At 38.3% G+C, this 25,788-nt stretch carries 25 protein-coding genes, 1 rRNA gene and 1 pseudogene; 14 read left to right on the top strand and 13 right to left on the bottom strand.

What is annotated here, in order from left to right:
• Positions 1–11: 11 nt before the first annotated feature.
• From parC to MSG95_RS10740, 5 genes are all read right to left on the bottom strand, one after another.
• Positions 12–2,231, bottom strand: coding sequence for a DNA topoisomerase IV subunit A (parC, locus tag MSG95_RS10760; RefSeq protein WP_077165256.1), 2,220 nt, complete (start codon positions 2,229–2,231; stop codon positions 12–14).
• 152 nt (positions 2,232–2,383) lie between these two features.
• Positions 2,384–3,703 (bottom strand): MFS transporter, encoded by a 1,320-nt coding sequence (locus MSG95_RS10755; RefSeq protein WP_049066817.1) that lies wholly within the window; start codon positions 3,701–3,703, stop codon positions 2,384–2,386.
• A gap of 82 nt (positions 3,704–3,785) precedes the next feature.
• Positions 3,786–4,430, bottom strand: coding sequence for a trimeric intracellular cation channel family protein (locus tag MSG95_RS10750; protein ID WP_004699296.1), 645 nt, complete (start codon positions 4,428–4,430; stop codon positions 3,786–3,788).
• A gap of 45 nt (positions 4,431–4,475) precedes the next feature.
• Positions 4,476–4,943, bottom strand: coding sequence for a YchJ family protein (locus MSG95_RS10745; protein WP_077165257.1), 468 nt, complete (start codon positions 4,941–4,943; stop codon positions 4,476–4,478).
• A gap of 70 nt (positions 4,944–5,013) precedes the next feature.
• Complete coding sequence (locus MSG95_RS10740; protein ID WP_039254279.1) at positions 5,014–6,606, bottom strand: TerC family protein; 1,593 nt, start codon at positions 6,604–6,606, stop codon at positions 5,014–5,016.
• A 326-nt stretch (positions 6,607–6,932) separates the two neighbouring features.
• Between MSG95_RS10740 and MSG95_RS10735 the strand changes: the two genes are divergently transcribed.
• The 4 genes from MSG95_RS10735 to dinB all read left to right on the top strand — a co-directional run bounded on the left by MSG95_RS10735 (position 6,933) and on the right by dinB (position 11,009).
• Positions 6,933–7,556, top strand: coding sequence for a TIGR00730 family Rossman fold protein (locus MSG95_RS10735; RefSeq protein WP_004699303.1), 624 nt, complete (start codon positions 6,933–6,935; stop codon positions 7,554–7,556).
• A gap of 168 nt (positions 7,557–7,724) precedes the next feature.
• Complete coding sequence (gene mdtD / locus MSG95_RS10730; RefSeq protein ID WP_077165258.1) at positions 7,725–9,116, top strand: multidrug transporter subunit MdtD; 1,392 nt, start codon at positions 7,725–7,727, stop codon at positions 9,114–9,116.
• A gap of 77 nt (positions 9,117–9,193) precedes the next feature.
• The gene (locus MSG95_RS10725; protein ID WP_077165259.1) at positions 9,194–9,952 is read left to right on the top strand and encodes a GH25 family lysozyme; all 759 of its coding nucleotides are present in this window, start codon (positions 9,194–9,196) and stop codon (positions 9,950–9,952) included.
• Between the two features lies 1 nt (position 9,953).
• Positions 9,954–11,009 (top strand): DNA polymerase IV, encoded by a 1,056-nt coding sequence (gene dinB, locus MSG95_RS10720; RefSeq protein ID WP_077165260.1) that lies wholly within the window; start codon positions 9,954–9,956, stop codon positions 11,007–11,009.
• A 58-nt stretch (positions 11,010–11,067) separates the two neighbouring features.
• Here dinB and MSG95_RS10715 read toward each other — a convergent pair.
• Positions 11,068–11,130: pseudogene (locus tag MSG95_RS10715) on the bottom strand (hypothetical protein); the annotation flags it as partial.
• Positions 11,131–11,305: 175 nt separating this feature from the next.
• Here MSG95_RS10715 and creB point away from each other — a divergent pair.
• From creB to MSG95_RS10685, 6 genes are all read left to right on the top strand, one after another.
• A complete protein-coding gene (creB, locus tag MSG95_RS10710) occupies positions 11,306–12,043 on the top strand; it encodes a two-component system response regulator CreB (RefSeq protein ID WP_077165261.1) in 738 nt (245 codons plus the stop codon).
• A complete protein-coding gene (locus tag MSG95_RS10705) occupies positions 12,036–12,434 on the top strand; it encodes a hypothetical protein (protein ID WP_077165262.1) in 399 nt (132 codons plus the stop codon). Before creB ends, MSG95_RS10705 begins: the two co-directional genes overlap by 8 nt.
• Before the next feature lie 48 nt (positions 12,435–12,482).
• Positions 12,483–13,910 (top strand): two-component system sensor histidine kinase CreC, encoded by a 1,428-nt coding sequence (gene creC / locus MSG95_RS10700; protein ID WP_252717725.1) that lies wholly within the window; start codon positions 12,483–12,485, stop codon positions 13,908–13,910.
• Between the two features lie 75 nt (positions 13,911–13,985).
• On the top strand, positions 13,986–15,386 hold the full coding sequence (gene creD / locus MSG95_RS10695; RefSeq protein ID WP_077165264.1) for a cell envelope integrity protein CreD: 1,401 nt from the start codon (positions 13,986–13,988) through the stop codon (positions 15,384–15,386).
• Between the two features lie 58 nt (positions 15,387–15,444).
• A complete protein-coding gene (locus tag MSG95_RS10690; RefSeq protein WP_077165265.1) occupies positions 15,445–15,648 on the top strand; it encodes a hypothetical protein in 204 nt (67 codons plus the stop codon).
• A 75-nt stretch (positions 15,649–15,723) separates the two neighbouring features.
• Positions 15,724–16,077 carry a RidA family protein gene (locus MSG95_RS10685; protein ID WP_077165266.1) on the top strand — a complete coding sequence of 118 codons (354 nt, stop codon included), beginning with the start codon at positions 15,724–15,726 and terminating at the stop codon, positions 16,075–16,077.
• 146 nt (positions 16,078–16,223) lie between these two features.
• Here the strand turns inward: MSG95_RS10685 and MSG95_RS10680 are convergent, their stop codons facing one another.
• From MSG95_RS10680 to MSG95_RS10665, 4 genes are all read right to left on the bottom strand, one after another.
• Positions 16,224–16,724, bottom strand: a complete 501-nt coding sequence (locus MSG95_RS10680) for a DUF2726 domain-containing protein (protein WP_004699315.1) — start codon at positions 16,722–16,724, stop codon at positions 16,224–16,226.
• Between the two features lie 314 nt (positions 16,725–17,038).
• Positions 17,039–19,417 carry a YgiQ family radical SAM protein gene (locus MSG95_RS10675; protein ID WP_077165267.1) on the bottom strand — a complete coding sequence of 793 codons (2,379 nt, stop codon included), beginning with the start codon at positions 19,415–19,417 and terminating at the stop codon, positions 17,039–17,041.
• 216 nt (positions 19,418–19,633) lie between these two features.
• Positions 19,634–20,893, bottom strand: coding sequence for an esterase-like activity of phytase family protein (locus MSG95_RS10670; RefSeq protein WP_077165268.1), 1,260 nt, complete (start codon positions 20,891–20,893; stop codon positions 19,634–19,636).
• Positions 20,894–21,039: 146 nt separating this feature from the next.
• Positions 21,040–21,444: a helix-turn-helix domain-containing protein gene (locus tag MSG95_RS10665; protein WP_022575122.1), complete on the bottom strand. Its 405-nt coding sequence runs from the start codon at positions 21,442–21,444 to the stop codon at positions 21,040–21,042.
• An 81-nt stretch (positions 21,445–21,525) separates the two neighbouring features.
• Between MSG95_RS10665 and MSG95_RS10660 the strand changes: the two genes are divergently transcribed.
• The 4 genes from MSG95_RS10660 (at position 21,526) to MSG95_RS10645 (ending at position 23,715) form a co-directional block, all read left to right on the top strand.
• Positions 21,526–22,011, top strand: a complete 486-nt coding sequence (locus MSG95_RS10660; protein WP_077165269.1) for a DUF2938 domain-containing protein — start codon at positions 21,526–21,528, stop codon at positions 22,009–22,011.
• Positions 22,012–22,029: 18 nt separating this feature from the next.
• A complete protein-coding gene (locus MSG95_RS10655; protein WP_324624709.1) occupies positions 22,030–22,596 on the top strand; it encodes a flavodoxin family protein in 567 nt (188 codons plus the stop codon).
• A gap of 4 nt (positions 22,597–22,600) precedes the next feature.
• The gene (locus tag MSG95_RS10650; RefSeq protein ID WP_049066825.1) at positions 22,601–22,813 is read left to right on the top strand and encodes a DUF2798 domain-containing protein; all 213 of its coding nucleotides are present in this window, start codon (positions 22,601–22,603) and stop codon (positions 22,811–22,813) included.
• Positions 22,814–23,106: 293 nt separating this feature from the next.
• Positions 23,107–23,715 (top strand): lytic transglycosylase domain-containing protein, encoded by a 609-nt coding sequence (locus MSG95_RS10645; protein ID WP_077165271.1) that lies wholly within the window; start codon positions 23,107–23,109, stop codon positions 23,713–23,715.
• Between the two features lie 52 nt (positions 23,716–23,767).
• Here the strand turns inward: MSG95_RS10645 and cysK are convergent, their stop codons facing one another.
• The 3 genes from cysK to rrf form a co-directional block, all read right to left on the bottom strand.
• Positions 23,768–24,766, bottom strand: a complete 999-nt coding sequence (cysK, locus tag MSG95_RS10640; protein ID WP_077165272.1) for a cysteine synthase A — start codon at positions 24,764–24,766, stop codon at positions 23,768–23,770.
• Between the two features lie 148 nt (positions 24,767–24,914).
• Complete coding sequence (locus tag MSG95_RS10635; RefSeq protein WP_077165273.1) at positions 24,915–25,457, bottom strand: GNAT family N-acetyltransferase; 543 nt, start codon at positions 25,455–25,457, stop codon at positions 24,915–24,917.
• Positions 25,458–25,677: 220 nt separating this feature from the next.
• Positions 25,678–25,788 (bottom strand): 5S ribosomal RNA (rrf, locus tag MSG95_RS10630); the annotation flags it as partial.

Here is a 25,788-nt window from a genome sequence, read left to right as displayed (position 1 = left end):
AGACGCTAGCTTTATCTCTGAATCAACAGTTTATTTGCTTTTTGATATCCACGTGGTAAGAGCTGACCTTTCGAAGCACGTTTACCCATGTATTTTTGTAGATCATCACCTTTTAATTTCAGATGTTGTTGACCTGCAACCACCTGAATTATTTCATCTAGGTTCAAGGTTGTCATGGATAAAATCTGCTCTTTCGCTTCAAGTTGTATCAACTTATTACCTTTACCTTTATTTAAATTTGGTAATTCTACCAAATCTAAAATTAACAAACGCCCTGCTGAGCTGAGCACAGCCAAATGTGTCATGTTTTGTGCAGAGATAAGCGGTAAAGCTTTTGCCTTCTCAGGCACTGTTAAGAATGTCTTACCAGCTTTGGCATTTGTATCTAACTGTTTAACTTGAGTTTTAAAACCATAACCCGCTGAACTTGCAGCAATTAGCTCAGATTCATCATCATCTAAATAAGCCTGAATAAACGCTACGCCACTTGCTGGAGATAGTTTCGAACTTAATGGATCACCTAAGCCTCTGGCTGAAGGTAAGCTACTAATTGGTAAAGCATAGCTACGCCCTGTTTCATCAAGGAAGTAAACTCGTTGATTGGTTTTACCTACAGCATGGCTTAAATATTGATCCCCTGCACGGTAATTTAGGTTTTCAGCATCAACATCTGCGCCTTTTGCTGCACGAACCCAACCCGCTTCTGATAAAACGACTGTTACCGCTTCAGCTGGCATTAAATCTTGTTCTTTAATTTGAACAGCTTCGGCACGTGCAACAATTGGAGAACGACGTTCGTCACCAAACTTTTTCGCGTCTTCTTTTAGTTCGCCAATAATCAGATTTTTCAAAGACTCAGGATTTTCCAATTGTTCACGAATAATCGCAGCTTTTGCAGCGAGCTCATCTTGTTCGTGACGGATTTCCATCTCTTCAAGCTTTGCCAAATGGCGTAATTTCAGCTCTAAAATCGCTTCTGCTTGTATTTCATCAATATTGAAATGTTCCATCAATACTGGCTTAGGCTGATCTTCTTCACGAATAATACGAATAACAGTATCAATATCAAGATAAGCAATTAACAAACCCGCCAAAATATGCAGGCGCTTTTCAATACGATTTAAATGATATTGCAAACGGCGAGTTACCGTTTTCTTACGGATTTCGATCCATTCAAGCAAGATACGGCGAATCGATTTAACTTGAGGACGACCATCTTCACCAATCATGTTCAAATTGACACGATAGCTTGACTCTAAATCGGTGGTCGCAAATAAATGGCTCATCACTGCTTCCGCATCAATACGATTAGAACGCAGCACAATCACTAGTCGTGTTGGGTTTTCATGATCAGACTCATCACGTATGTCCACCACCAATGGTAGCTTTTTAGCCTGCATCTGGTCGGCAATTTGAGTAATCACTTTAGAGCCAGATACTTGATATGGTAACTCGGTAATCACTATTTCATGCTTTTCAACGGTATAAACCGCACGCATGCGATAACTACCACGACCAGTTGTCTGGATTTTAAGCAACTCTTCTGGCGGAGTAATAATTTCAGCTTTGGTTGGTAAATCTGGAGCTGGAATATATTCAGCTAATTTCTCATCTGAAGTTTGTGGGTTACGAATTAAGGCAATCGTTCCTTTAATCACTTCACGTAAATTATGCGGTGGAATATCGGTTGCCATACCTACAGCAATACCGGTTGTACCATTGAGTAGAATATTCGGAATACGCGCTGGCAATGTAATAGGTTCTTTTAATGAACCATCAAAGTTATCTTGCCATTCAGTTGTGCCCTGACCTAACTCATTTAACAATAGCTCACTGTAAGCCGAAAGCTTGGCTTCTGTATAACGCATTGCAGCAAATGACTTAGGATCATCTGGTGCTCCCCAGTTACCTTGACCTTCAATTAAGGGATAACGATAACTAAAAGGCTGAGCCATTAAGACCATGGCTTCATAACAAGCCGAGTCACCATGTGGATGGTATTTACCAAGTACATCACCCACAGTACGCGCTGATTTTTTAGGCTTACCACTATTTTTTAAGCCTAGTTCGCTCATGGCATAGACAATACGGCGCTGTACAGGCTTTAAGCCATCACTGATATGCGGCAATGCACGGTCCATAATGACGTACATGGCATAATTCAAGTAAGCCTGTTCAGTAAATTCGGCTACAGAGCGGTTTTCTGTCGCATGATGCGCAAGGCTGGTCATAGTCAGCTTATCTTCCAAATCAGTCGTTATTTTAAGTGTGTATTATGCTAAGTGGGCTATGTTACAGACACAAGAGGGACTCTGTCACCTGAGCGTCAAATTATGTCTTATCTCTCTATATTTTTAGTTACTTGCTATAAAGTTAGGCAAAACTATAGCCCGATCGACTCTAGTCTTTTCCCTTGAGTCTCTTCACCTAATATCAAAATAACCAATGCCACAGCAAGTAAAACAACAGTAAACATCATAAAAACGTGATTAAACCCGTTTTTAGCGACCATCATATGAGTCACGACGATTGGCGCTACAATGCCACCAATACGCCCCATTGCCGATGCCCAACCCGAACCAAAGGCACGAATGTTGGCCGGATATTGTTCTGGTGTATAGGTATATAACACTCCCCATGCACCCAAATTAAAGAATGACATGAGACAACCCCAAAACATAATGCTATTTACGCTGTCGGCTTGTCCAAAGAAATATGCAGATAAGGCACAAAAACCTATAAATGCTGCGAGTGTAATTTTTCGACCTAAGCGTTCAACAAACCAAGCAGCAGCTAAGTAGCCAGGTAGTTGCGCCAAAATCATAAGCAATACATATTCAAATGATTTAACAACATCGTAGCCTTGTTTTACCAATAAACTTGGTAACCAAGTAAAAATCCCGTAATAGGAATACACAATTCCAAACCAGATCAGCCAGAGCATTAAACTTCTACGAGCAAATTGACCACTCCAGAGCTGTTTAAATGAAACTTTTTGTCGCATCGCCACAGGCACGACTTCAATATGATGAACAATTTGCACGCATGCTTCGGCTTCTAGTTTTTGTACCAGTGCATGTGCTTCCTCAATACGACCACGGTTAATCAGGTAAGGTATCGACTCAGGGACTTTTTTCCAAATCACTAAAATATAAAGAAGTGGTAGGCCGCCCATAAGAAAGGCAATATGCCAGCCAAATTTAGGAATAATAAAATAAGAAATGAGCGCTGCAACCAGCCACCCTAGTCCCCAAAAACTTTCAAGCAGAACAATAAATCGGCCACGAACATGAGCAGGAACATATTCACTGACCAGTGTGACTGCTACAGGTAACTGACCACCTAGTCCCAGACCAACAATAAACCGAAAAATTAATAGCCACTTTAGATCAGGAGCAAAAGCACATAAAGCTGTAGCAATACTATAAATGGCCATCGTAATCGCAAATACCGTTTTACGGCCAAAACGATCTGCTAAGGCACCAGAACAAACTGCACCGATAGCCATGCCCACAAAGCCAATACTGACAATCCAACCACTTTCAGCCGGTGTTAATGACCAGTCTTTAACAAGGGTTGTCATAATAAAAGCAATAATGCCGGTATCCATCGCATCAAACATCCATCCCAACCCTACTACCCATAAAAGCGTGTAGTGAAATTTGCCGATTGGGAGATTTTGTATACGTGAAACCAGATCCATAGGATTAACTCTACTGGAAAGATTAAGTGAGCAAGACCATATATAGAATTGTTATATCATGCCCACATCAAGTTCTGAATGATTAATGTTCGTCGGTAGAAGAAGCCGACTCTGCATCATCATCTTTATAAATAAATTTAGGCATTTCCAAACCAAAATAAATGGCAATCAAACGTAAGGTAAAGCCGAAAATTAGGGTCGAAATAACAGTTAACTCTAGACTTAATCCTATATCCTGACAGACCCAATAACAGATCACTGCCACAAAAGAAATACTCGCGTAGAGTTCACGGCGGAAAACAAATGGCACATCGTTACATAAAATATCACGTAAAATACCACCCGAAACCCCAGTCAAAACACCTGCTACGGCTGAAACGACAAAGCCATGTCCCATTTGTAAGGCAATCTGACAACCAATAATGGTAAAGCCAATCAAACCTAAAGCATCAAGTACCAAGAAAATGTTATGTAAATGGCGCATCCATTTAGCAATAATGATGGTAACAAAGGCAGCGCAACACGTTAAAACTAAATATTCAGGATGCTTCACCCACGTTAAAGGATAGTGCCCAAGTAGTACATCACGTACAGAACCACCACCCAAAGCTGTTACACAGGCAATCAGTACAACACCGAACCAGTCCATACTCCGTCGCCCAGCAGACAATGCTCCAGTCATGGCTTCGGCAGTAATCGCAATAATATAAATAACGGTGAGTAACATTGCCCTTTCCTTCAGGCCAAACGGTGGGCGTATTTTAAGATAAACTTATAGGAATTGTGCACAGCATTGTTTAAATTTTTTTCCTGAACCGCAGATACAAGGCTGTTTCATAGTGACTTGCATATCGACCGTTGGATCAAGGAAAAACCATTGCTGCTGTTGATACACAAAATGTGAAACTTCATGGTGGATTTGAGTACTTTTTCCATCATGATAATGAGCTTTGAACTCCACCTGTGCATGAGTCTTATCCAACTTTTCTTTGGCTTGGATGACTTCTAAACCCAACCATTGATTTTGTTTACTCCAATCTGCAATAGCCTCTTTATCAAGAGCAGATTGCTGTCCTAGTGCTGTGGTTTGAACAATATAATCAATTTGTTGTAATGCAAAAGCACTATAGCGGGAACGCATAAGCTGCTCCGCTGTCAGGGCTTTTGCTGTACCTAAATGTAAAGGCTCACAACATTCTGCATAACTGCCCTTTCCGCATGGACAAATTTGTTCTGTCATTAAGTTTCTCAAATAAAAAAATAGCTCAGAGTTGAGCTATTTTATGATGTTTCTAGACTTAAAATGTCATTTAATCTTTTGATTCATCTTGTTCGATAGAAACAATATGAACTTTCTCGATTTTATGACCTTCCATAGTTACAACTTCAAAGCGATAACCATCCGCTTCCACAGTTTCACCATTTTCAGGTAAACGACCTAAATGGAATAACAAATAACCCGATAAAGTAGAATATTGTTCACTTTCATCTACCAAGTCACGACCAAGTAAAAGAGATACATGGCGAATATCGGTTGAACCTTCAAGTATTAAAGAACCATCTTCTAAGCTTTCAGCTGCTGCATCTAGTTCGTCTTCATCTGGGAACTCACCTGCAATAGCTTCTAAAATATCAATTGGTGTCGCAATACCTTCGATTGAACCATATTCATTTAGAACAATGGCCATTTGTAAAGGAGCCTGACGTAATTGCTCCATCACCATAAGCACTTGAGCATTTTCATGCACAATAACTGGTTCACGTAAGTGCTTTTGGAAATCGACAACACCCGTTTCAATAAAGTTATTTAAAACTTTATGCGTAAGGGCGATACCTTCAATATTATCAAGTTCACCACGAGCAACAATTAAACGTGAATGTGTCATCGACATTAAACGTTCTTTCAAAACTTCCGGTTCGTCGTCTAAATCAATCCATTCAAGTTCAGGTCGTGGAGTCATCACCGACTTTACTGGACGTTCAGATAACCCAAGTACACCTTGTACAAGCACACTGTGGTAAACACCGTTTTCTTCGTCAAAAACTTCATCGGCAAAAGCTTGTGTAGCCAATACATCTTCGTTATCAGCCGTTTGGGCATCGGAAGTAGAACTGCTATTTTTACTGCCTAACATGCGTAAAACTGCAGATGCTGTGCGATAACGTAAATCTGTAGTAGTAACTAGCTTTTCTTGATTGCGGCGCATGGTTTGGTTGATCATTTCGACTAAAATCGAGAAACCAATCGCAGCATATAAGTAACCCTTCGGAATATGGAAACCAAAACCTTCCACCACCAAAGAGAAACCAATCATCATTAAGAAGCCAAGACACAGAATAACGACTGTTGGGTGCTTATTTACAAAGTCCATGAGTGGTCTCGAAGCCCACAACATGATACCCACAGCAATCACAACAGCAACCATCATCACTGACAGCTCTTTGACCATACCCACCGCAGTAATTACGCTGTCTAATGAGAATACGGCATCAAGCACAACAATCTGGACAATAACCATCCAGAACGCGGCATGGACTGGATTATCTTCTTTATGAAGCTGTTTACCTTCCATTCGCTCATGCAATTCCATGGTGCCTTTAAATAACAAAAACACACCACCGAATAATAAAATCAAATCACGACCAGAGAATGGATGATCAAAAATATGGAAAAGCGGTTGGGTGAGTGTCACAACCCAAGCAATTGAAGCCAAGAGGACAAGACGCATTCCCAAAGCGAGTATTAAACCCACTATACGTGCCTTAGTACGTTGTTCTGGCGGTAACTTTTCAGCCAAAATAGCAATAAAGACGAGGTTATCGATCCCTAGTACAATTTCAAGAACAATTAATGTAGCTAAGCCTACCCAAGCAGACGGATCAGACATCCATTCAAAGATCATTGATCCTGCTCCTGTGCTGGGTGGATTTTATCTTTATTGGGCAACGCAACTGGCGTACCTAGACAAAGGGGGAATAATGTTTTTTTAGGACAAGAAATTAAAACGGAGCGACTACAACCACTACCCATATTTGTTCATATGTTGTTAAACGAATTTTCAGTATAGGCAAGATTTAACATAAATTCATCATTTTTATTTGATCATTATATGTATTCACCAAACCCATACAAAACATGGGTCTTTCCTATAAAACTGCTTATAAAGTTGTCATATTTTTTGCTTAGTGTAGACAAGAAATATGAACGTGATAAGGTGAAAATAAAGCAATGAATAGCGTATTAACAATGGCAGTAAACGATTCACCAATAACATCTGTAAAAACAACACAACCTCTTATTGCATTATATTGTGGCTCACGAGCAGGAAATAAGCCGATTTATCGAGAAAAGGCAATTGAATTAGCCAGCGGAATAGCTGAACAAGGTTTTGGTTTAGTCTACGGCGGTGCCAGCATTGGTTTAATGGGCCAAGTTGCAGAAAGTGTGCTTGCACATGGTGGAGAAGCTGTAGGAGTCATTCCTGAATTTATGCTTGATTATGAAGTCGCACATGCAGGACTAACCGAATTGCATGTGGTCGAAACCATGCATGAGCGTAAAGCCATGATGGCAGAGCGTGCAAGTGCATTTATTGCATTACCTGGCGGTTTAGGAACATTCGAAGAAATTTTGGAAATTGCGACTTGGGGCCAACTCAATCAGCACCAAAAACCCATGATTTTATATAACGTAAATGGTTTTTATAATCCATTAATTGCCCAGCTAGATCATGCGGTTCAAGAAGGTTTTCTTCCCCTTCAACACCGAGCAAAATTAATTGTATGTGAAGAAATAGATCAAATTTACAACGTCATCAGAAACTTAAAAATGCCAAAAAGATTTGTTGTGTAAACTCTCCTCTCCCAATAAAAAAGCGGTTCTTCCGCTTTTTTTGTTTTCACTATTTTCACCGTTGCCTTCAAGAGCAATTAGATTTAGTAAAGGGGTACTCAACATTGTCTTACTTTTTTTACTTTCAATTTGTTTTAAACTAGACCAAAACGTTAACTTTCAAATGTTATGAATGCCACGCCGACTCACCAAGCCTTGCAACCTGAATATCGCTTACTCGTACTTTTGGTATCTATTGGCTTTTTTATGCAGGCATTAGATACCACAATTGTAAATACTGCTATTCCTGCAATGGCACACCATTTAAATGAAGACCCATTACGTATGCATAGCGTGGTGGTGGCTTATGTTTTGTCGGTTGCTGCCTGCATTCCTTTAAGTGGATGGTTAGCTGATCGGTTTGGCGTCAGAAATACATTTTTATCAGCAATTATTATTTTTACTTTAGCGTCTTTGGGGTGTGGCCTGTCTCAAAATCTGAATGAACTTTTATTTTTCCGTGTCATTCAGGGTGTGGGTGGAGCACTATTACTCCCCGTTGGTCGTTTATCACTTTTAAAAATTATTCCCCGAACTCAATTCCTAGCTGCTATGAGCCTCATGAGTCTGGCAGGTTTACTTGGCCCTCTCGCAGGTCCAACATTAGGAGGCTGGTTAGTTGAAGTGGCAACTTGGCACTGGATTTTTCTTATTAATATTCCAATGGGTGTACTCGGTATATTAATGACATTAAAGGTCATGCCAAATGTAAAAGAACCTACTGCTAAAACCTTTGATCTTATGGGGTTTGTGCTCTTGGTGGTTGCAATGATTGGCTGGTCTTTAGGTATTGAACATCTTGCCTCACCTGAATATTCCAAATGGTTCAGTATTTCTCTATTAATAGTCGGAGTAATTGCAACGCTTTGGTATGCCTATCATTCCCATACTCATCAAAATGCATTATTCCGTAGCCGATTATTTAAAAATAAAATTTTTGCAATCGGGATTTTAGGTAATTTCTTCGCTCGCTTTGGTGGTAACGCTTTACCTTTCGTCATACCACTCATGTTGCAAGTGGCTTTTGGATTTGAACCATTTATTGCGGGTTTAATGATGATTCCACTAGTGCTAGGTTCACTTTTTTCTAAGCCAATTGTTAGACCTATTATTCAGAAAATGGGATATCGTCGCTTTCTGTTAATTAACACAACCTTAGTGGGACTATGTATTGCGTCTTTTGCGATTATGACGGTCGACACGCCTACTTGGTTTAGGACCCTACACTTTTTCTTGTTTGGTACATTAAACTCATTACAATTTGTAGGAATGAATACGCTGACTTTAAAAGACTTGCCTCAACAAGATGCAAGTAGTGGAAATAGTTTCCTATCAATGATTATGATGCTGTCTATGAGTATCGGTGTTGCATTGGCAGGTACACTCATTAATGTATTTACTAATTACTATGGTACAGCCCATGTGACAACAGCGTTTCATATCACTCTAGTCTGTTTGGGCTGTATTAACGTCATTACTGCGCTTATCTTTTGGCAAATTCCAAAAAATACACCTGTGTAAGCAGTTGCATTTTTAGCATGGTTTCTCGTTCGTAAATCACGCTATGATGTGAGCTTCATCTTGATACTGAGTTTTGCATGACCAAGCTGGCAAAAACCTTTTCTGCACCACGCTACAACACCGTAATCGGTATTGTTTTAGCTTGTGTCATGGGGGTTCTCACTTACTTCGGTCTGTTCTATCAACAAAAAGCAATTGCTCAAGATTATCCAGTTCAAGGCTTTGATATTTCTCATCATCAAGAAGAGATTAACTGGAAAAAAATATCACCCCAAAAATTCCAGTTCGTCTATTTAAAAGCGACTGAAGGCGGTGATTATAAAGATCCAAAATTTCAAGAAAACTGGTTAAAAGCACGCGAACATGGATTTCATGTAGGGGCTTATCATTTTTATCGTCTATGTCGTGATGGTAAAACACAGGCCGAAAATTTTATTGCAACTGTTCCAAAAAAAATCGATGCGCTTCCACCTGTTATCGATCTCGAATATGACAGCAACTGTATAAATGCACACACCAAAGAACAATTACTTAAAGAAATAGGCATTATGCATGACCGCTTAAAACAACATTATGGCAAACAACCTATCTTTTATATCTCCAAAACTTTTTACCATATTGTGTTAAGAGGAAATTTCCCTAATACCCCGCTTTGGGTTAGAGATTATGAAGGAAAACCTGAACTGAAAGACAAAAGAAAATGGCTCTTTTGGCAACATAGTAATCAAGGTAAAATTGAAGGCATGACAAAGCCAGTAGACTTAAATGTTTATGAGGGTTCAGTCAAAGAGTGGCATCAATTTTTACAGCAACAAGGCATCGTGAAAGCACAATAATATGCGCAAAATCATTCATATCGATATGGATGCCTTTTATGCATCGGTCGAATTGCGAGAGCGTCCTGATTTAAAGCATCTTCCTGTCGTTATCTCTTCGCATCATCCGCGCGCTGTAATTGCGGCAGCTTCTTATCCTGCCCGTGAGTTCGGTTTACGCTCTGCTATGTCTATGAGCCAAGCAAGAAAACTATGCCCTCAAGTTGTTATTATCGAACCTAATTTTGAAAAATATCGTACAGTCTCGGCTCAAATCCATTCAATCTTTCAGCAGTATACTCTTCTCATTGAACCTTTATCGCTTGATGAAGCATATTTAGATGTCACTGAGAATTTAAAGCAAATCGCGAGTGCAACCGAAGTGGCTATGCGTATTCGGGAAGATATTTTTAGACTAACAGGACTGACCGCCTCGGCTGGTGTAGCACCCAATAAATTCTTGGCAAAAGTCGCGTCTGACTGGAATAAACCGAATGGTTTATGTGTAATAAAACCATCTCAAGTCGCTACTTTTATTCAAGACCTTCCGCTAAAAAAGATTCCTGGCGTGGGCAAAGTTACCCAAGAAAAACTCCAACAGCTTGAATTGCACACACTAGGTGACTTGCAAAAAATTGAAGAAGCGGTTTTAGTTCATCACTTTGGTAAATATGGGCAACAGCTTTATTTATACGCCCAAGGTATTGATAACCGCCCTGTTCAAGCTGAACGTGCTCGTCAGCAAATTTCGAAAGAAACCACATTTGATAGTGATTTAACCCTAACTCAGTGCCAACCTTATTGGCATGGCTTAGCCGAAAAAGTCTGGCAAAGTTTAGAGAAAAAACAACTCCATGCGCGTGGTGTAAATATTAAACTCAAACTTAAAAATTTTCAGACTTTACAACACAGTAAAAGTTTTAAAACTCCAATCCATTCTCAACAAGATTTGATTCAAGTTTTATTCTTACTTTTAAATGAAATGCATATTCCCGAAAATTTTCAATTTCGTCTTATTGGGATTGGTGTTTATCAGTTACAGACCAAAGCTGACGACTTCCAACTTTCATTATTATAATTGATGTTTTTTTATTCAAAAGAACAAGTTTTAGACAAAAACAGTTACCTTTTGATCAAAAATTACAGTAATCTAATTAGCGCATATTCATTACCCATGTATTTGCAACATGCCAAAGCAACCTTACTTTCGGCATATCGTCCTGTGATTGGCGTGACGACCAAATCCGAATATTACAGGGCACAAATGTGCCCTCTGTCTTATAAAAAATTATAAAAATTAATATAATGGCTTTTCTCTACAGCATCTTCCGTTAAACTAACTCAATAAAATTAGAATATATTAATTAGTTAATCATGATGAGTCCAAAACAAATTCTATGTATTGAAGATGAAGCGGCTATTGTCCTTCCTCTACGTTATGCACTTGAACGTGAAGGCTGGAGAGTCAGTTGGGCAAATACGGGGACTCAAGCATTACAATATCTTTCAGAACAAGTTTTTGATTTTATTATTTTGGATGTAGGTTTACCTGATCTCAATGGTTTCGAAGTCTGCAAACAACTACGCCAAAAATCTCAAACACCTTTATTATTTCTTACTGCACGAGATGATGAAATTGACCGGGTTGTCGGTCTAGAAATTGGCGCAGATGATTATTGTACAAAACCTTTTAGTGCGCGGGAAATTGTGGCTAGAATTAAAGCCATTTGGCGTAGAATGGAAGTGCCTATAGCAAGTAATTCAAATCAAAATCCAGTCTCTCAGGCGGAAATAATTACTCCCTCCTCGATATGGTCGTGCAATCCACAATCTCTGCAAATCCAATACCATGGAAAATTACTACAACTGACACGTTATGAATATCGATTGTTATTTTTACTAATTCAGCATCCTGAACAAGTCTTTAGCCGTCAACAATTAATGGATCATATTTGGGAACATCCTGAACATAGTTTAGAACGCACAGTCGATACGCATATCAAAAGTTTAAGGCAAAAACTAAAACAAATTACCCAAAATGATGATCCCATTCGGACTCATCGAGGATTTGGATATAGTTTAAAAAAGGAATTTGGGGTCAACAATGGATAAAGCTGTAATACAAAATCCAGCAAATATATGGATTATTTGGCAACGAGGCAAAAAGAAAACTCTAATTTTCTTTTTAACCTTTTATAGTATTTTCCTCAGTTTTTGCCTTAAAGAATATTTAGCACCTAAGGCTGATCGATTTTTTTTAGCTTCAAGCAATATAGGTGCTTTTGTCAATTATCCTAATTTTTATTTACATTGGGCAATCAGTTTAACTTTTGCTGTCATCTTTTTATTTTGCCCAGCACGGATTTTTAGCAGGTTCTATCCGTATTTCTATGGTATAGCTTTTAGTTATTTCATCATCTTTTTTTCATTTTTTATTGGTTCAATTTGTGGGATGACTATATTTTTATTACTCAGCACTCTGTCTATTCCTTTGAAAAAGTAGAACAGCTTAATGTCCATCTTCATCCGTATTTGGTTTTTCTTTAGCTTAGTGGTGGTACTGAGTCTGAGTTTTATTGCCTATACGTTGAATCAACAGGTCAAACCAAATGTCCGTCAAGTAGTTGAAGATACGCTTGCTGAAAATGCCAATATTATTGCCCAACTGATTGCCGAAGATGTAGCGCAAAAACAAGTTAGTACGCCCGAATTTGATCAAAAAATTCAAGCAGCATTATCTCGCCAACTGAATGCCACAATTTGGCAGCATAAAAAAGATGAAATTAATCAACAACTTTATATAACAGATCAGCATGGCATAGTAATCTATGACTCAGAAGGTCAAGCCATTGGACAAGATTATTCAAAATGGAATGATGTTTATTTAACCCTACAAGGTAAGTACGGTGCACGTTCTACTTCAACCACTCCTTATGACCGAAACAGCAGTGTGATGTATATTGCTGCGCCGATTATCTACAATCAGCAATTAATAGGTGTAGTCAGCATTGGTAAACCAAATCAATCCGTGCAACCGTATATCACACGTGCAGAACGTCAACTGATTCATCAAGCATTATGGATCGCTACACTGAGTTTATTACTCGCAAGCATTGTGGCATATTGGTTAAGACACAGTATTGATAAAGTGCGTCGTTATGCTCAAGCACTAGCACCTGTCAATCAAGCTCCTTTTTTCTATTCTGCAAAAGAGCTTAACCAAGTAACACAGGCATTAAGTGAAATGCGCGAGCAACTTGAAGATCGTGCTTATGTCGAAAATTATGTCAACACTTTAACCCATGAGTTGAAAAGTCCACTCACGGCGATTCAAGCCAGTGCAGAACTATTACAAGATGATCTGCCCTTAGAAGATCAACAACAATTTGCTGTACATATTGTTGAGCAAAGTCAGCGCTTACAATCTTTAATTGAACGTATGCTGCTGCTCACACGTTTAGAGAAGAATCAGCATGTTTTAGAGTTTCAAAATATTGATTTATCAAAATTGATTCAAGATTGTTTGATACCACAACACAGTGCTCTCCAAATTAAACAGCTTCAAGTAGAGCTCAATCTTCCTGAAGATTGCACAATCTACGCTGATCCCTTTTGGCTTAAACAAGCCATCAATAATCTCTTAGATAATGCAAGAGACTTTTGTTCTGAGTATGGCCTTATCGCCATCCAACTTCGGAAAAACAGCATCACGAATGGTCTTGAAATTCTGCTATTCAATGAAGGTGAAGCCATTCCTGAATATGCTTTAAATCGTGTCTACGAAACCTATTTTTCATTGCCACGCCCGCATAACCAGCAACGAAGTACAGGTATCGGTCTAAGTATTGTGCAGCAAATTATTCAACAGCACCAAGGTCACATCACGATTCAAAATATCCCTGAAAATTATCTGGATTTTTTAGAACAGCACAGATCGGGAGTATTGGTAAAAATTTTACTTCATCAAAACTTCACATAAGCTTCAACTACAACTCATTTAGAACGCATATCCATTCGAGAGAATTGTCATATCAGAATGACAATGGAATCCACCATGCGTAGAAACTCTATTAATCTTAAAATAGGAGCGATCTTATTCTTAATTTTAATTTTTTATATTGGCCTATTTTTTATTTCAAATTTGGTAGATGAACGCCAAAGCTATCAACAACAAGTAATTCAAGACATTGCAAAAGAACAAATTCGCCCACAACAAGTGGTCGCACCATATTTAAAACTACCTTATCAAGTTCAAACCATATGTACCGATGAGCAAAAGAAAACTTACGCATGTATACAAACATTATTTGTCACCATAGGTGCGGAAACAACTGACTGGAAAGCTCAATTTAAAGTTTCTGATAGCACCTACAAACGCAATATGTATAAAGCAATTAGCTATCAAAATCACATGTTAGGTAAAGGTGTATTTAAAGGCACAATGCTTGAATCACAACGCAACTATCTTTGGGATCAAGCTGAAATCATTTTTCCTATTCAAGATGCGCGCGGTCTAAATGCTAAACCAATATTTAATATTGATGGAAAAAATTATAAATTTGACTTTTCTACTCAAAGCCAAGGTCAACATGGCTTTGATCTTCTTCATATCACAAGCAAGCAATATCCAGAACTAATCACAAAATTACAACAAGGTTTTAGTTTTAGTCTGCAATTTGATTTAGAAGGTTTAAGCGCTTTTTCCTTTGTTCCAACCAGTTACGAGATGACCTATCAAGCTAAAGGCAATTGGGGGGATGTTAAATACGATGGTCAAAGTTTGCCTTTTAAGAAACTGAATAAAAAACAATTCTTTGAAGCTGACTGGAAAAATATTGCTTTAGGTAAACGCAATCTAGATCGACTTTCGACTTGTGAAAACAGTCAATGCTTTTATCAAGCTTTAAATACTCAAAACAATCCGATGAGTGATGAAGCTGCTTATGCTGTTTCAAATGCAACTTCAAACAACATTTCAGGTATTTCTACACAATTTTTAGAACCTGTAAATATTTATACTCAAACGGATCGTGCCATCAAATATGGCATCATGGTGATCATTATTACCTTTGGTTGCTTCTTCTTATTTGAGGTTTTGAAAAATCTTAAAATTCATCCTGTTCAGTACGCTCTGGTAGCTATGGCACAAGGTGTATTCTTTGTTTTGCTCCTATCTATAAGTGAATATTATGCTTTTGTACTAGCCTATCTCGCTGCAGCAGTTGCCTGTATTGGTTTAATTACTTGGTATTTATACTTCGTTGTTCAGGGTTTTAAAGCTGCTCTGCTATTCGGTGTTTTACTAAGCATCCTTTATGGAATGATGTATTTACTACTACAATCCAGCGGCAAGACCTTCCTTTTTGGCTCTATTCTTTCGTTCATACTAATTGCATGTGTCATGTACATCACACGCCATGTTAATTGGTATCAATCCGAACAACAACGCATCTAAATCTATCGGGCGAGATCAAATCCTCGCTCAATTTTTATAGTAAAATGAGGATTGTACTATGCACCAACAGACCAAATCAGCTTTAAGCCAACTCAAAAAATTGTGTCCAAACCAAAGTTCAATTGCAACTTGCTTGAATCAGCTTCGACAAACCCAAATCCAATTTTTAAATCTAGGTAATATTATTATTTGCCCACAATATCACTCTATTCTTATTTTTAAACAGCGTAAATTAATGGAAATAGAATCTTTTTCTGCCTAATTTAACCAAATTTATACTGCGTTAGAATTGTATCAAGTACAATCATTTCTATTGTTTCTAAATAAGGTAAAGGTTATGTCTGTAAAGCGTTTACACGTGACTTCACGCTACTGCGAAGTTGCGATTTCAGGTAATTTAGTCCATTTAGCAGGCCAACTCGCTGATGACACCAGTGTAGACATTACGGCACAGACTCAACAAACTTTAGACAATATTGATCGCTTACTTGCTGAAGCTGGTACAGACAAAAGTCATATTCTTTCAGTCATGATTTTTCTAAAAGATATTGAAACAGACTATGCAGCCATGAATGCTGTATGGGATGCATGGATTAGCAAAGAAAACCCACCTGCTCGTACTTGTGTGGAGTCTAAACTTTACGCACCTGACGTATTAGTAGAAATGACTGTCGTTGCGGTACTTCCCTAGTTCTTATTGGTTTTAATCAATAAAAAAATGAGCAATATTTACAGTAATATTGCTCATTTTTTATAGTTCAAAAAATTCTAATATCAGCATTTTATTCATATCGTCTTTAATAAACCCTAAAATCAAAATTTTATAATGTCTACTTGTTAAGACTTCACAAAAGCATTTGAGATTCGCTCTAACTGCGGCGTGGCATGTAAAGTTGCCATCTCTGATTCAGGGGTCAATAAATCTCTTCTTAAATCATTATAATCAGGCACACTGCTGTAGCGCAGTACACGGTAACCCGCAAGTTGTAATAAACGGCGTTCATACTGCTGATGTGCACGGCGTAAACCATTTTCTTCAAGCATAACCACCACAAAAACTTGGTAATTTTGATCAAGTACTACAAAGTCAGCCGTCATATTTTGATATTTGCGACGGGTGTGAGCATATTTCGTTGTTAATAATGCATCAAATGAGACATGAGCTAATACGGTAAATTTGGGAAATACTGTTTGTAAACGAGTAAGAGTCATTTGCTCATGACTACTTAATACAGCACGGCGCTTTAAAGCACTATCTTGTTGGTGTTTTCTTGAGAGGCTTTTCGCCGCCATAATGACAGTCAAAAAGAGTAGTAAGATCGTAATTAAATAGTACATGGGTCTAATCCTTTAAGTTTTTATAATGATTTTGCTAGATCACGCTTTGTTTTAATTGATAACGACACAGCCGTTTTTTAAAAGGTTCACTTAGTAATTTCACTTGTAGTTATCAAGCTTGGCTTAAATTTAGCCACCCTCAACATTATTTATAATCATAGAGTCAACAACAATCAAGTGCAGCTCGTCAGATTTTGGATATTTATCATTATTCGTTACGTTTTTTGTACTTTAAATCTGCAAAAATCTCACTATACGATTTAAATAACCTCATGAAAAACAAAAAAGGCTCTGTTTAAGAGCCTTTTTTATCATTATCCACGTGCTTTTGACTTTGCTTTACTTTTCCCACCAAACGGTCTCTTCTCACCTGTTTCACGAGGAGGCAAACCTGTATGTTGCGTTAGTACCTGACCTTTTTGTGGACGCTTCTGATTTGAATGACTACTCGTTTGCTGGTTATTTCGTTTAACCGAATCCCCTGCCGTAGACGAGTTTTTCTTACGGGCAGATTTATATTCCCCTTCAGTACCTTTTGGCTGATAAGTCGGAATTAAATGCTGCTTTGAATTACCAATCAAATCGGCACGGCCCATTTCTTTTAAGGCTTCACGAAGTAATGGCCAGTTGTTTGGATCATGGTAACGTAAGAATGCTTTATGCAGACGACGGCGTTTCTCACCTTTTACAATATCAACTTTTTCAGTATAACGAGCAACTTTAGCAAGTGGGTTCTTGCCCGAATAATACATGGTGGTTGCAGTTGCCATTGGTGATGGATAGAACGTCTGTACCTGATCGGCACGGAAACCATTCTTTTTCAACCAAATAGCAAGGTGCATCATGTCATAATCTGAAGTACCCGGATGCGCAGCAATAAAGTAAGGAATTAGATACTGCTCTTTTCCTGCTTCTTTACTGAAACGGTCAAACATTTGTTTGAAACGATCATACGTACCAATACCCGGTTTCATCATCTTAGATAGCGGGCCTTGCTCGGTATGTTCAGGCGCAATTTTTAAATAACCACCCACGTGGTGTTGCACCAGCTCTTTGACATATTCAGGGTTCAATACTGCAAGGTCATAACGTAAACCTGAACCAATCAGAATCTTCTTCACACCTTTAATCGCACGTGCTTTACGGTAAAGCTGCACTAACGGCGCATGATCGGTATGTAAGTTTTGACAAACGCCCGGATAAACACAAGAAGGTTTACGACAGTTCTTCTCAATTTCTGGGTCTTTACAGTGCAAACGGTACATGTTTGCTGTTGGGCCACCTAAGTCTGAAATAATGCCGGTGAAGTTTGGTGCCGTATCACGAATTTTTTCAATCTCACGTAAGATCGAATCTTCCGAACGGTTTTGAATAATACGACCTTCATGTTCTGTAATCGAACAGAATGTACAACCACCAAAACAGCCACGCATAATGTTGACCGAGAATTTGATCATATCAAATGCAGGGAAACGCGCATCACCATAAGTAGGATGTGGCAAACGTGCATATGGTAAATCAAACACATAGTCCATTTCCTCAGTGGTTAGAGGAATTGGAGGTGGATTAATCCACACATCACGTTCACCATGGCGTTGAACCAACGCACGAGCATTACCCGGATTAGTTTCAAGGTGCAAAATACGGTTTGCATGTGCATAAAGCACTTGATCATTTGCCACTTCTTCAAAAGAAGGCAAACGGATTACTGCCAACTCTCGTGGTGGTAATTTGTGTTTAATTGCTTTTGACGGTGCTGGCTTTAATTGAACAATTTGAGTGTCGTCATCGAGTTTGTCGCCTTCACGTACAATCGGATTTGCAACAATCTCTTTTTGGAAATTTTGGTACTGAGCTAAAGAGTTACCGTTTTCTTTTTCAACCTCACAGCCATCAATATCTTCTGTCATGACATATGGATTAATAATTGGGTCAACACGCCCCACCGTATCTACATCATTACTCGCAACTTCGACAAACTTTGCTTTTGATGCTTTGTTATGTTTATTAATAATAAATGCCGTACCACGAACATCTGTAATCTCGTGGATTTTTTCACCTTTCGCCAAACGATGCATCACATCAATAATGGCACGCTCACCATTACCATACATGAGTAAATCAGCTTTTGAGTCCATCAAAATCGAACGACGAACTTTATCTGACCAATAATCATAGTGTGCAATACGGCGTAAACTACCTTCAATACCACCTAATAACACTGGTACATCTGGGAAAGCTTCACGACAGCGCTGGCAATATACTGTTGCAGCACGGTCAGGACGTTTATTTGGCTCATTATTTGGAGAATATGCATCATCAGAACGGATTTTACGATCTGCCGTATAACGGTTAATCATCGAATCCATATTACCTGCGGTTACACCCCAAGCAATCGTTGGCTTACCTAAAACGCGGAAACTTTCAACATTGGTCCAATCTGGCTGCGCAATAATTCCGACACGGAAACCTTGTGCTTCAAGTACACGCCCAATCACACCCGATACAAATGATGGGTGGTCAATATAAGCATCACCACAGACTAAAATAAAGTCACAAGCATCCCAGCCGAGTTGGTCCATTTCTTCTCGTGACATCGGCAAAAATGGCGCTGGTTCAAAACACGACGCCCAATATTTGTCGTAATCAAACAGCGCTTTTGGCGCAGTTTGCATGGTATAAGCGGTAGACATGGCTTGCGAATCTCGGCTAGCAGATGAAGGAGAGACATCTAAAGATGAAAGCCGATCATTTTAACATGAATTTCATTCATTTTCCTTGTTTATAAAACATACGAAAACAATAATATAGAAATTAATTTGATTAAAGTTTATCCAATATTTTTATTCTCAGAATAAATACGACGGAATAAAATCCGCCGTAGTCTTAACATAATTTATTTGTAGGTATTAGAACAAAGCTTTTGGCAAACGAATTTGAATAATCTCGTTATCATCAGCCAGTTTTGCGTTGCGTCCTGTTGAACCAGGGAAGTTATTGTCATTTAGTACCGTGAGCGTTGTACCATTTTCAATAATCACATCTTCAATGGTTTCAAACGGGAAAGCAAAAACTTGTCCCGTACCAATATCCCCTGCTCTAGCTGTGCCATACAACATATTCGGGTTAGCAATTTTAATTAAATCGACTAAATCTTCACGGTTTACTAGCTGACCTGACTCATTCAATTTAATACGGATTAATTTTTTATATCCGCCTAAATTATTCTGAGTCGCATCACGCTCAATAATAATGCCTTCTTTATCATTAAAGAGTTGGAAGTCACCAATATTGGTTGCCTTGCTGTCTAATTGGAACCAATAATATTTACCTGTATACGCTTTTTTCTTAATGTCGAATTGAGAAATCAGCAACTGTCTTTCCGTTTCCCGAATTGATTTAATTGGCTTTTCTATAAGCGGGTAAAGATACTGCCCATCTGGTGAAATTGCCATTCCTTCAAAACCACCACTTTGCTGAACCAAAGGCTCCACAAAATTAATTTGTGCTTTATTAAACTGATTTTGTGGTGAACGTAATTCTTGGGTCGGATTTAATGGATTTGGTAAAGCGATTGGTGCATCTAGTAACACACCATCCGCTGAAAAATGAAGTAAATAAGGACCAAATTCATCCCCAATCCAATAAGTGCCATCGCTAGTACGTTGCATTGACTCTGGGTCAAAATCAGCACCCGTTAATAAACGCTCAGGCGTGTTACCATTCACGATATTAAAAGGAATTAACTTGTTTGGATCACGCAATTGAATAAAGCTTTGTACAGTAACTTGCCCTGTACCTTTGGCTTTAGTTTTAAAATCAGGTTTTAATTTATAAATACGAAGCAAAAAGTCAGAAGAATTATCTTGGGTACCAAAACCATTATCGGCCATTGCCATATAGCTACCATCTTCATTTTTTAATGCAGCCGAAAAACCTTGTACAGGCTGGCCTTTAAATGGAGGATAAATTCCATTTGCACCTTTTACATATGCACCAGAGTCTGGGCCAGCAGCATAGGTTTCTACAGGCAATTTGGCAAAAGAAATTAAAGTTGGTTCGGTAACGTTTTCTGTAGGTGAGGTTTGTTCTTGGTCGTTGTCATCGTTACATGCCGACAATCCTAAACTGGCGCAGCATAATAATGCGACTAAAGTTTTTTTGCTCATGATTTTATACATTTGGTAAAAAATTAAGCAAATTTAATCAAGCTTATATGAAGTTTTTTCTTCAAAAAGATGAAATCTTTATGGCGAAAATATGACAAACTCAACTGTTCAATACAAACACAAACTAAATGACTTCATCAAAAGAATTAAAGTTTCGTTGGCTGATATTCTCCAGCAATTGCTGCTTTCAAAAAGTTCTGAAAGGTTGGGCATTCCATATGATTTTCGGCTGGACAGACAGCTGCATGTTGTAATCCTTGACTAATAAAATGTAATCGCTTTGCCATTTGCTCTAGTTGTTCAGCTTTATCTTTTAGTTTTTGACGGTCAAGATCAGGCCGACCATCTTGTCCAAACATAGTAGCGATCTCATTTAAAGAAAATCCAGCAGCACGTCCTAAAGCAATAAGTGCCAGTTGATCAAGCACCTGCTTACCATACTGCCGACGTAAACCTTGCCGCCCAATCGACTTAATTAACCCCTTCTCTTCATAAAAACGTAGCGTAGCTGTTGTGACTTTTGCCTTCTTAGAAACTTCACCAATATCCATAACATCCTCTTGACTTCAAGTGAACTTGAACTTGCACAATAAATTTATCACGTTTCATACGTATAAAAGCAAGGTGTAAAAATGAATACCTCTACATTGTTCTTTCAAGCTTTATGTCTTGGTATTGGTGCAACAGTTATTATGGATATATGGCTGTTAATACTAAAAATATTTAAGATCCCGACTTTAAATTTTTCCTTTCTCGGACGCTGGGTCGGCTGGATATTTCATGGAAAACTCATCCATCAATCTATAGCACAAAGCCCTCAGATTAAGGGTGAATATTTATTCGGTTGGATTGCTCACTATAGTGTCGGGCTAATCTTTTCATTTAGCTTTCTTTTCATTGTTGGCTCAACTTGGCTTAGTCATCCTCAGTTTTTCTCAGCACTAGTATTTGGTGTAGTCACCGTTCTCATCCCTTTTTTTATTATGCAACCCGCCATGGGTAGTGGTTTTGCTTCATCAAAAACACCACATCCTTTTTTGAACTGTCTAAAAAGTTTGATGAATCATAGTGTTTTTGGTTGTGGCTTATATCTCACTGCAAAAATTTTTCAAATTTAAATAAAAAGGAAACTATCCATGAAAACTGTTGCCATTATTTACTATAGTCGCCAAGGGCATACGCAATTTATCGCTCAACAAATTCAAACTGGCATTTTGAGTCATCAAGATATTGAAGTAGATTTACTAAATGCCGAAGATCTTATCAACACTCCAGAAATTCTTATCAAATATGATGGTTTAATTTGGGGATCTCCTACATATTTAGGTGGCGTGTCTTCCAAGTTAAAACAACTCATGGATGCAACGGGTCCATTATGGAAAAAGCAAAGCTTTAAAGGAAAGCTTGCAGCTGGATTTACCATTTCCTCTCTTCCCGCTGGTGATAAACAATCGACACTAATTTCAATTTTTACCTTTTGTATGCAACACGGCATGTTATGGATCGGCAACCCGATTATGCCTGAGCAACACCATGGTATTCCTTATACTCAAGCAGCCAACCGTCTCGGTTCATGGTCAGGCTTAATGGCTCAGGCTGAACATGGCAGTAATGCCGATAGGTTTGATGAAGGAGATATTAAAACTGCTCAACAATTTGGAGAAAATTTTGCATTGACCTTAAGTGCTTATCAAGGAATATAAATCCATGAAAGCACAGAAACTTTTATTCCTCTTCATTTTATCGGGAATGATGTCTTTTATCGTTTCAGGTGTTTCAACTTTTAAAGTAGTAGGACTAAATCATCACTTCGTTTCATTGTGGGTATCGGCTTGGATTATTGCATGGATATTAGCTTTTCCAAGTGTATTGATTTGTGCTCCTATCGCCCAGAAACTAGTCGACATTGTATTTAAGTAAGTTGATCTGTAAGTTAAAACGTACAAAAATTGCGGTGATTTGCGGATATTCAGCTTTAGTATTATTTCATAATATATGAATCATAGAGAGACAGGATGTCTCATTGAAGAAGAATAAGAACGCAGGAAGCGGTAGTTGACAGGAGTTAGCTACATAAAGCTGAATACGAAGGAGCCTCGACAGGATGTCGGGGTTTTTTTCATTTCACTTATACAAAATTCTTACTTTTTAGATGTGCTGAGCAACAGAACTAATATTGATCCGATAAGTACGGCTAAATACGATTATTTCATTTGAAACTTCATGATTGGTTTTGTATTTTGCTTACCTCATCTTTAACCCAAAATCGTTTTGAACCATCACAATTACACATCCTTAGTCTCAAATTTTTCATAATTTTCTTGATGATCATAATGACAGGATGTACAAGCTTAGGCCCTAATAGTGGCTCATTTACTTGGCGTTCAAATAAGCTATCATCTGGTTTACAAAAAGCTTATTCCGTTCCACCGAGTACAGCGAATCGATTGTCTCCTATGATTATTCAAAGTGCTGACAAATATAATGTTCCTCCCCTTTTACTCGCGGCAGTCATCAGACAAGAGTCGAACTACAATAGTAATGCCCGTTCTCCAACTGGGGCTGTTGGTTTAACTCAAATTATTCCAAGCTATTGGCAACAAACTTGTGCTGGTAATTTGTATGATGAATCTACAAATATCCAATGTGGTGCTTATATTTTAAATCATTACTATCAAACCGCAGATAGCTGGTTTAAAGCCACGGCCTATTATAATGTTGGGCCAACAGGATATGAGCGAAGCTTCTGGACCCGTCACAAAGCGAAAAAATATGCTCGATCTATTAAGCACCATCAAAAAAATTTAAAAAGTGCCTTATAAATAAGCTTAAACAAAAGCCCATCAATAGATGGGCTTTTTTATGCGACTAATTTTATTCGTCAAATAAACCTTCAAATAACACAGAAGACAAATAACGCTCCCCACTGTCTGGCAGAATAACAACAATAGTTTTACCAGCATTTTCAGGACGCTCTGCAATTTTTGCAGCGGCTGCTAATGCAGCTCCACTTGAAATACCCACTAAAATACCTTCTTGAGTTGCACAGTTTCTCGCCCATTGAATTGCTTCTTCGCTAGTCACTGGTAAGACTTCATCCACAAGGTCCAAATCAAGATTCTTTGGAATAAAGTTCGCACCAATTCCCTGAATTTTATGCGGTGCAGGTGTAATGTTCTCACCATTTTTAGTTTGAGTAATAATTGGAGACTCAGCAGGTTCAACTGCTACTGAATACAAAGGTTTATTTTGAACCTGTTCAAAATAACGAGAAATACCCGTAATCGTACCGCCAGTACCGACGCCCGCAACTAAAATATCGACTTGCCCACCTGTAGCTTGCCAAATTTCAGGACCAGTTGTGTCTACATGAATTTGTGGATTCGCTGGGTTTTCAAATTGTTGTGGCAAGAAATAAAGATCTGGCTGTTCAGTTGCTAATCGTACAGCCTCATCAACTGCACCTTTCATTCCTTTTGCGGGTTCAGTTAATACCAAATTAGCACCTAAAGCTTTTAGTACTTTTCTGCGCTCAAGGCTCATACTTGCAGGCATAGTTAGAGTAATTGGATAACCTTTTGCCGCAGCAACAAACGCCAATGCAATACCAGTATTACCACTGGTTGGCTCAACAATATGCATACCTTCTTTTAATACACCACGCTTTTCCGCATCTGCAATAAGTGCCGCTCCGATGCGGCATTTCACAGAAAATGCAGGGTTACGGCTTTCCACTTTTGCTAATACGGTTGCACCTGTTTTAATCAATCGGTTAATACGTACTAAAGGTGTATTACCAATGGCTTCGGCATTATTTGAATATACCGCGATACCTAAATTGTTGGGAGTTGGAAATTGCTGATCGGTAGACATGTTATATCCTTATTAGATTTGGAATGATTCTGAATCATTATAGGCTTGTCTAATAAACAGGAAAGTAGAAAAAGTTAAGTAATATGAAAAAATGACAGCTACATCTATTTTAGACAGAATAAAAAATGAATTTATTAGATCATTAGAACTACCAAACTTCACCCTCTCGCCATTCTGCGGAAATACTATCGTCCTCTGAACTGTGTGAGAGTAGATCTTTCATATGAATACTCAAAGGATATAGCATAATTTCATAGTCATCGGTTAGATAAGTAGATGTATCTTGTTTGATGTACAAATCACCCCACCAAGTAGTCCAACCTAATTTTTTATAAAACGCTTCATCTTCTGGTTGTAATGCAGCAAGTTCATATTCCAAATCAGTTAATGCTTCAACTAAATATTTTAGTAATTGTGATGCAAGTCCCTTACCTCTCATCGTGTAATCAGTGGTCACATACTCTACATAAGCTATTTTTACATCGGAACTACCATTTATGGTAAAAGCTCTATCCGTCCATAAGGCATGTGAGACAATTTGATTGTCCAATATACCAACGACATGAATCGCTTTTTGCATGAAAGCATATTGGCTCCATGGATCTTCATCAAAAGCAGAAAAACATAACTCAGCAATCTGATGACGTTGATTTTTATCTAGATCTTGGGCTGCGATAATTTTGAACTGCATAGATGGAAACTCAAGCTTAACTATTTATAGATTAAGCAAATATTGGAATATTATGAAATGTTTTTTTATTACAAGGCAATTTAATTGAATTAAGACACTATATCTCTGAATCAGGGCACCTGTACAAATGTTCTTTTAGAGTTGTTTTTTATCTTTATCTTTATTTTATCCATAAAGCAACACCCCGGTTTCTTTCGAGACCGGGGTGTTTGGAATAATGAGCTGGCGATGACTTACTCTCACATGGGTAACCCCACACTACCATCAGCGCTAAGAGGTTTCACTTCTGAGTTCGGGAAGGGATCAGGTGGTTCACTCTTGCTATGGTCGC

It is taken from the genome of Acinetobacter sp. IK23, from assembly GCF_035615275.1.
GTDB lineage: Bacteria > Pseudomonadota > Gammaproteobacteria > Pseudomonadales > Moraxellaceae > Acinetobacter > Acinetobacter seifertii.
This window is presented reverse-complemented; position numbering and strand designations above follow the sequence as displayed.

Excerpts from the sequence above, each read along its gene's own strand:
- MSG95_RS10650 (WP_049066825.1), top strand. The coding sequence starts at position 22,601 with ATGAAAGCACAGAAACTTTTATTCCTCTTCATTTTATCGGGAATGATG.
- MSG95_RS10740 (WP_039254279.1), bottom strand. The coding sequence starts at position 6,606 with ATGATCTTTGAATGGATGTCTGATCCGTCTGCTTGGGTAGGCTTAGCT.
- MSG95_RS10665 (WP_022575122.1), bottom strand. The coding sequence starts at position 21,444 with ATGGATATTGGTGAAGTTTCTAAGAAGGCAAAAGTCACAACAGCTACG.
- MSG95_RS10685 (WP_077165266.1), top strand. The coding sequence starts at position 15,724 with ATGTCTGTAAAGCGTTTACACGTGACTTCACGCTACTGCGAAGTTGCG.
- MSG95_RS10635 (WP_077165273.1), bottom strand. The coding sequence starts at position 25,457 with ATGCAGTTCAAAATTATCGCAGCCCAAGATCTAGATAAAAATCAACGT.
- creB (WP_077165261.1), top strand. The coding sequence starts at position 11,306 with ATGATGAGTCCAAAACAAATTCTATGTATTGAAGATGAAGCGGCTATT.
- MSG95_RS10655 (WP_324624709.1), top strand. The coding sequence starts at position 22,030 with ATGAAAACTGTTGCCATTATTTACTATAGTCGCCAAGGGCATACGCAA.
- MSG95_RS10680 (WP_004699315.1), bottom strand. The coding sequence starts at position 16,724 with ATGTACTATTTAATTACGATCTTACTACTCTTTTTGACTGTCATTATG.
- MSG95_RS10745 (WP_077165257.1), bottom strand. The coding sequence starts at position 4,943 with ATGACAGAACAAATTTGTCCATGCGGAAAGGGCAGTTATGCAGAATGT.
- MSG95_RS10705 (WP_077165262.1), top strand. The coding sequence starts at position 12,036 with ATGGATAAAGCTGTAATACAAAATCCAGCAAATATATGGATTATTTGG.
- MSG95_RS10675 (WP_077165267.1), bottom strand. The coding sequence starts at position 19,417 with ATGTCTACCGCTTATACCATGCAAACTGCGCCAAAAGCGCTGTTTGAT.
- MSG95_RS10725 (WP_077165259.1), top strand. The coding sequence starts at position 9,194 with ATGACCAAGCTGGCAAAAACCTTTTCTGCACCACGCTACAACACCGTA.
- parC (WP_077165256.1), bottom strand. The coding sequence starts at position 2,231 with ATGACCAGCCTTGCGCATCATGCGACAGAAAACCGCTCTGTAGCCGAA.
- creD (WP_077165264.1), top strand. The coding sequence starts at position 13,986 with ATGCGTAGAAACTCTATTAATCTTAAAATAGGAGCGATCTTATTCTTA.
- MSG95_RS10755 (WP_049066817.1), bottom strand. The coding sequence starts at position 3,703 with ATGGATCTGGTTTCACGTATACAAAATCTCCCAATCGGCAAATTTCAC.
- MSG95_RS10690 (WP_077165265.1), top strand. The coding sequence starts at position 15,445 with ATGCACCAACAGACCAAATCAGCTTTAAGCCAACTCAAAAAATTGTGT.
- MSG95_RS10750 (WP_004699296.1), bottom strand. The coding sequence starts at position 4,430 with ATGTTACTCACCGTTATTTATATTATTGCGATTACTGCCGAAGCCATG.
- cysK (WP_077165272.1), bottom strand. The coding sequence starts at position 24,766 with ATGTCTACCGATCAGCAATTTCCAACTCCCAACAATTTAGGTATCGCG.
- MSG95_RS10735 (WP_004699303.1), top strand. The coding sequence starts at position 6,933 with ATGAATAGCGTATTAACAATGGCAGTAAACGATTCACCAATAACATCT.
- MSG95_RS10670 (WP_077165268.1), bottom strand. The coding sequence starts at position 20,893 with ATGAGCAAAAAAACTTTAGTCGCATTATTATGCTGCGCCAGTTTAGGA.
- MSG95_RS10660 (WP_077165269.1), top strand. The coding sequence starts at position 21,526 with ATGAATACCTCTACATTGTTCTTTCAAGCTTTATGTCTTGGTATTGGT.
- dinB (WP_077165260.1), top strand. The coding sequence starts at position 9,954 with ATGCGCAAAATCATTCATATCGATATGGATGCCTTTTATGCATCGGTC.
- mdtD (WP_077165258.1), top strand. The coding sequence starts at position 7,725 with ATGAATGCCACGCCGACTCACCAAGCCTTGCAACCTGAATATCGCTTA.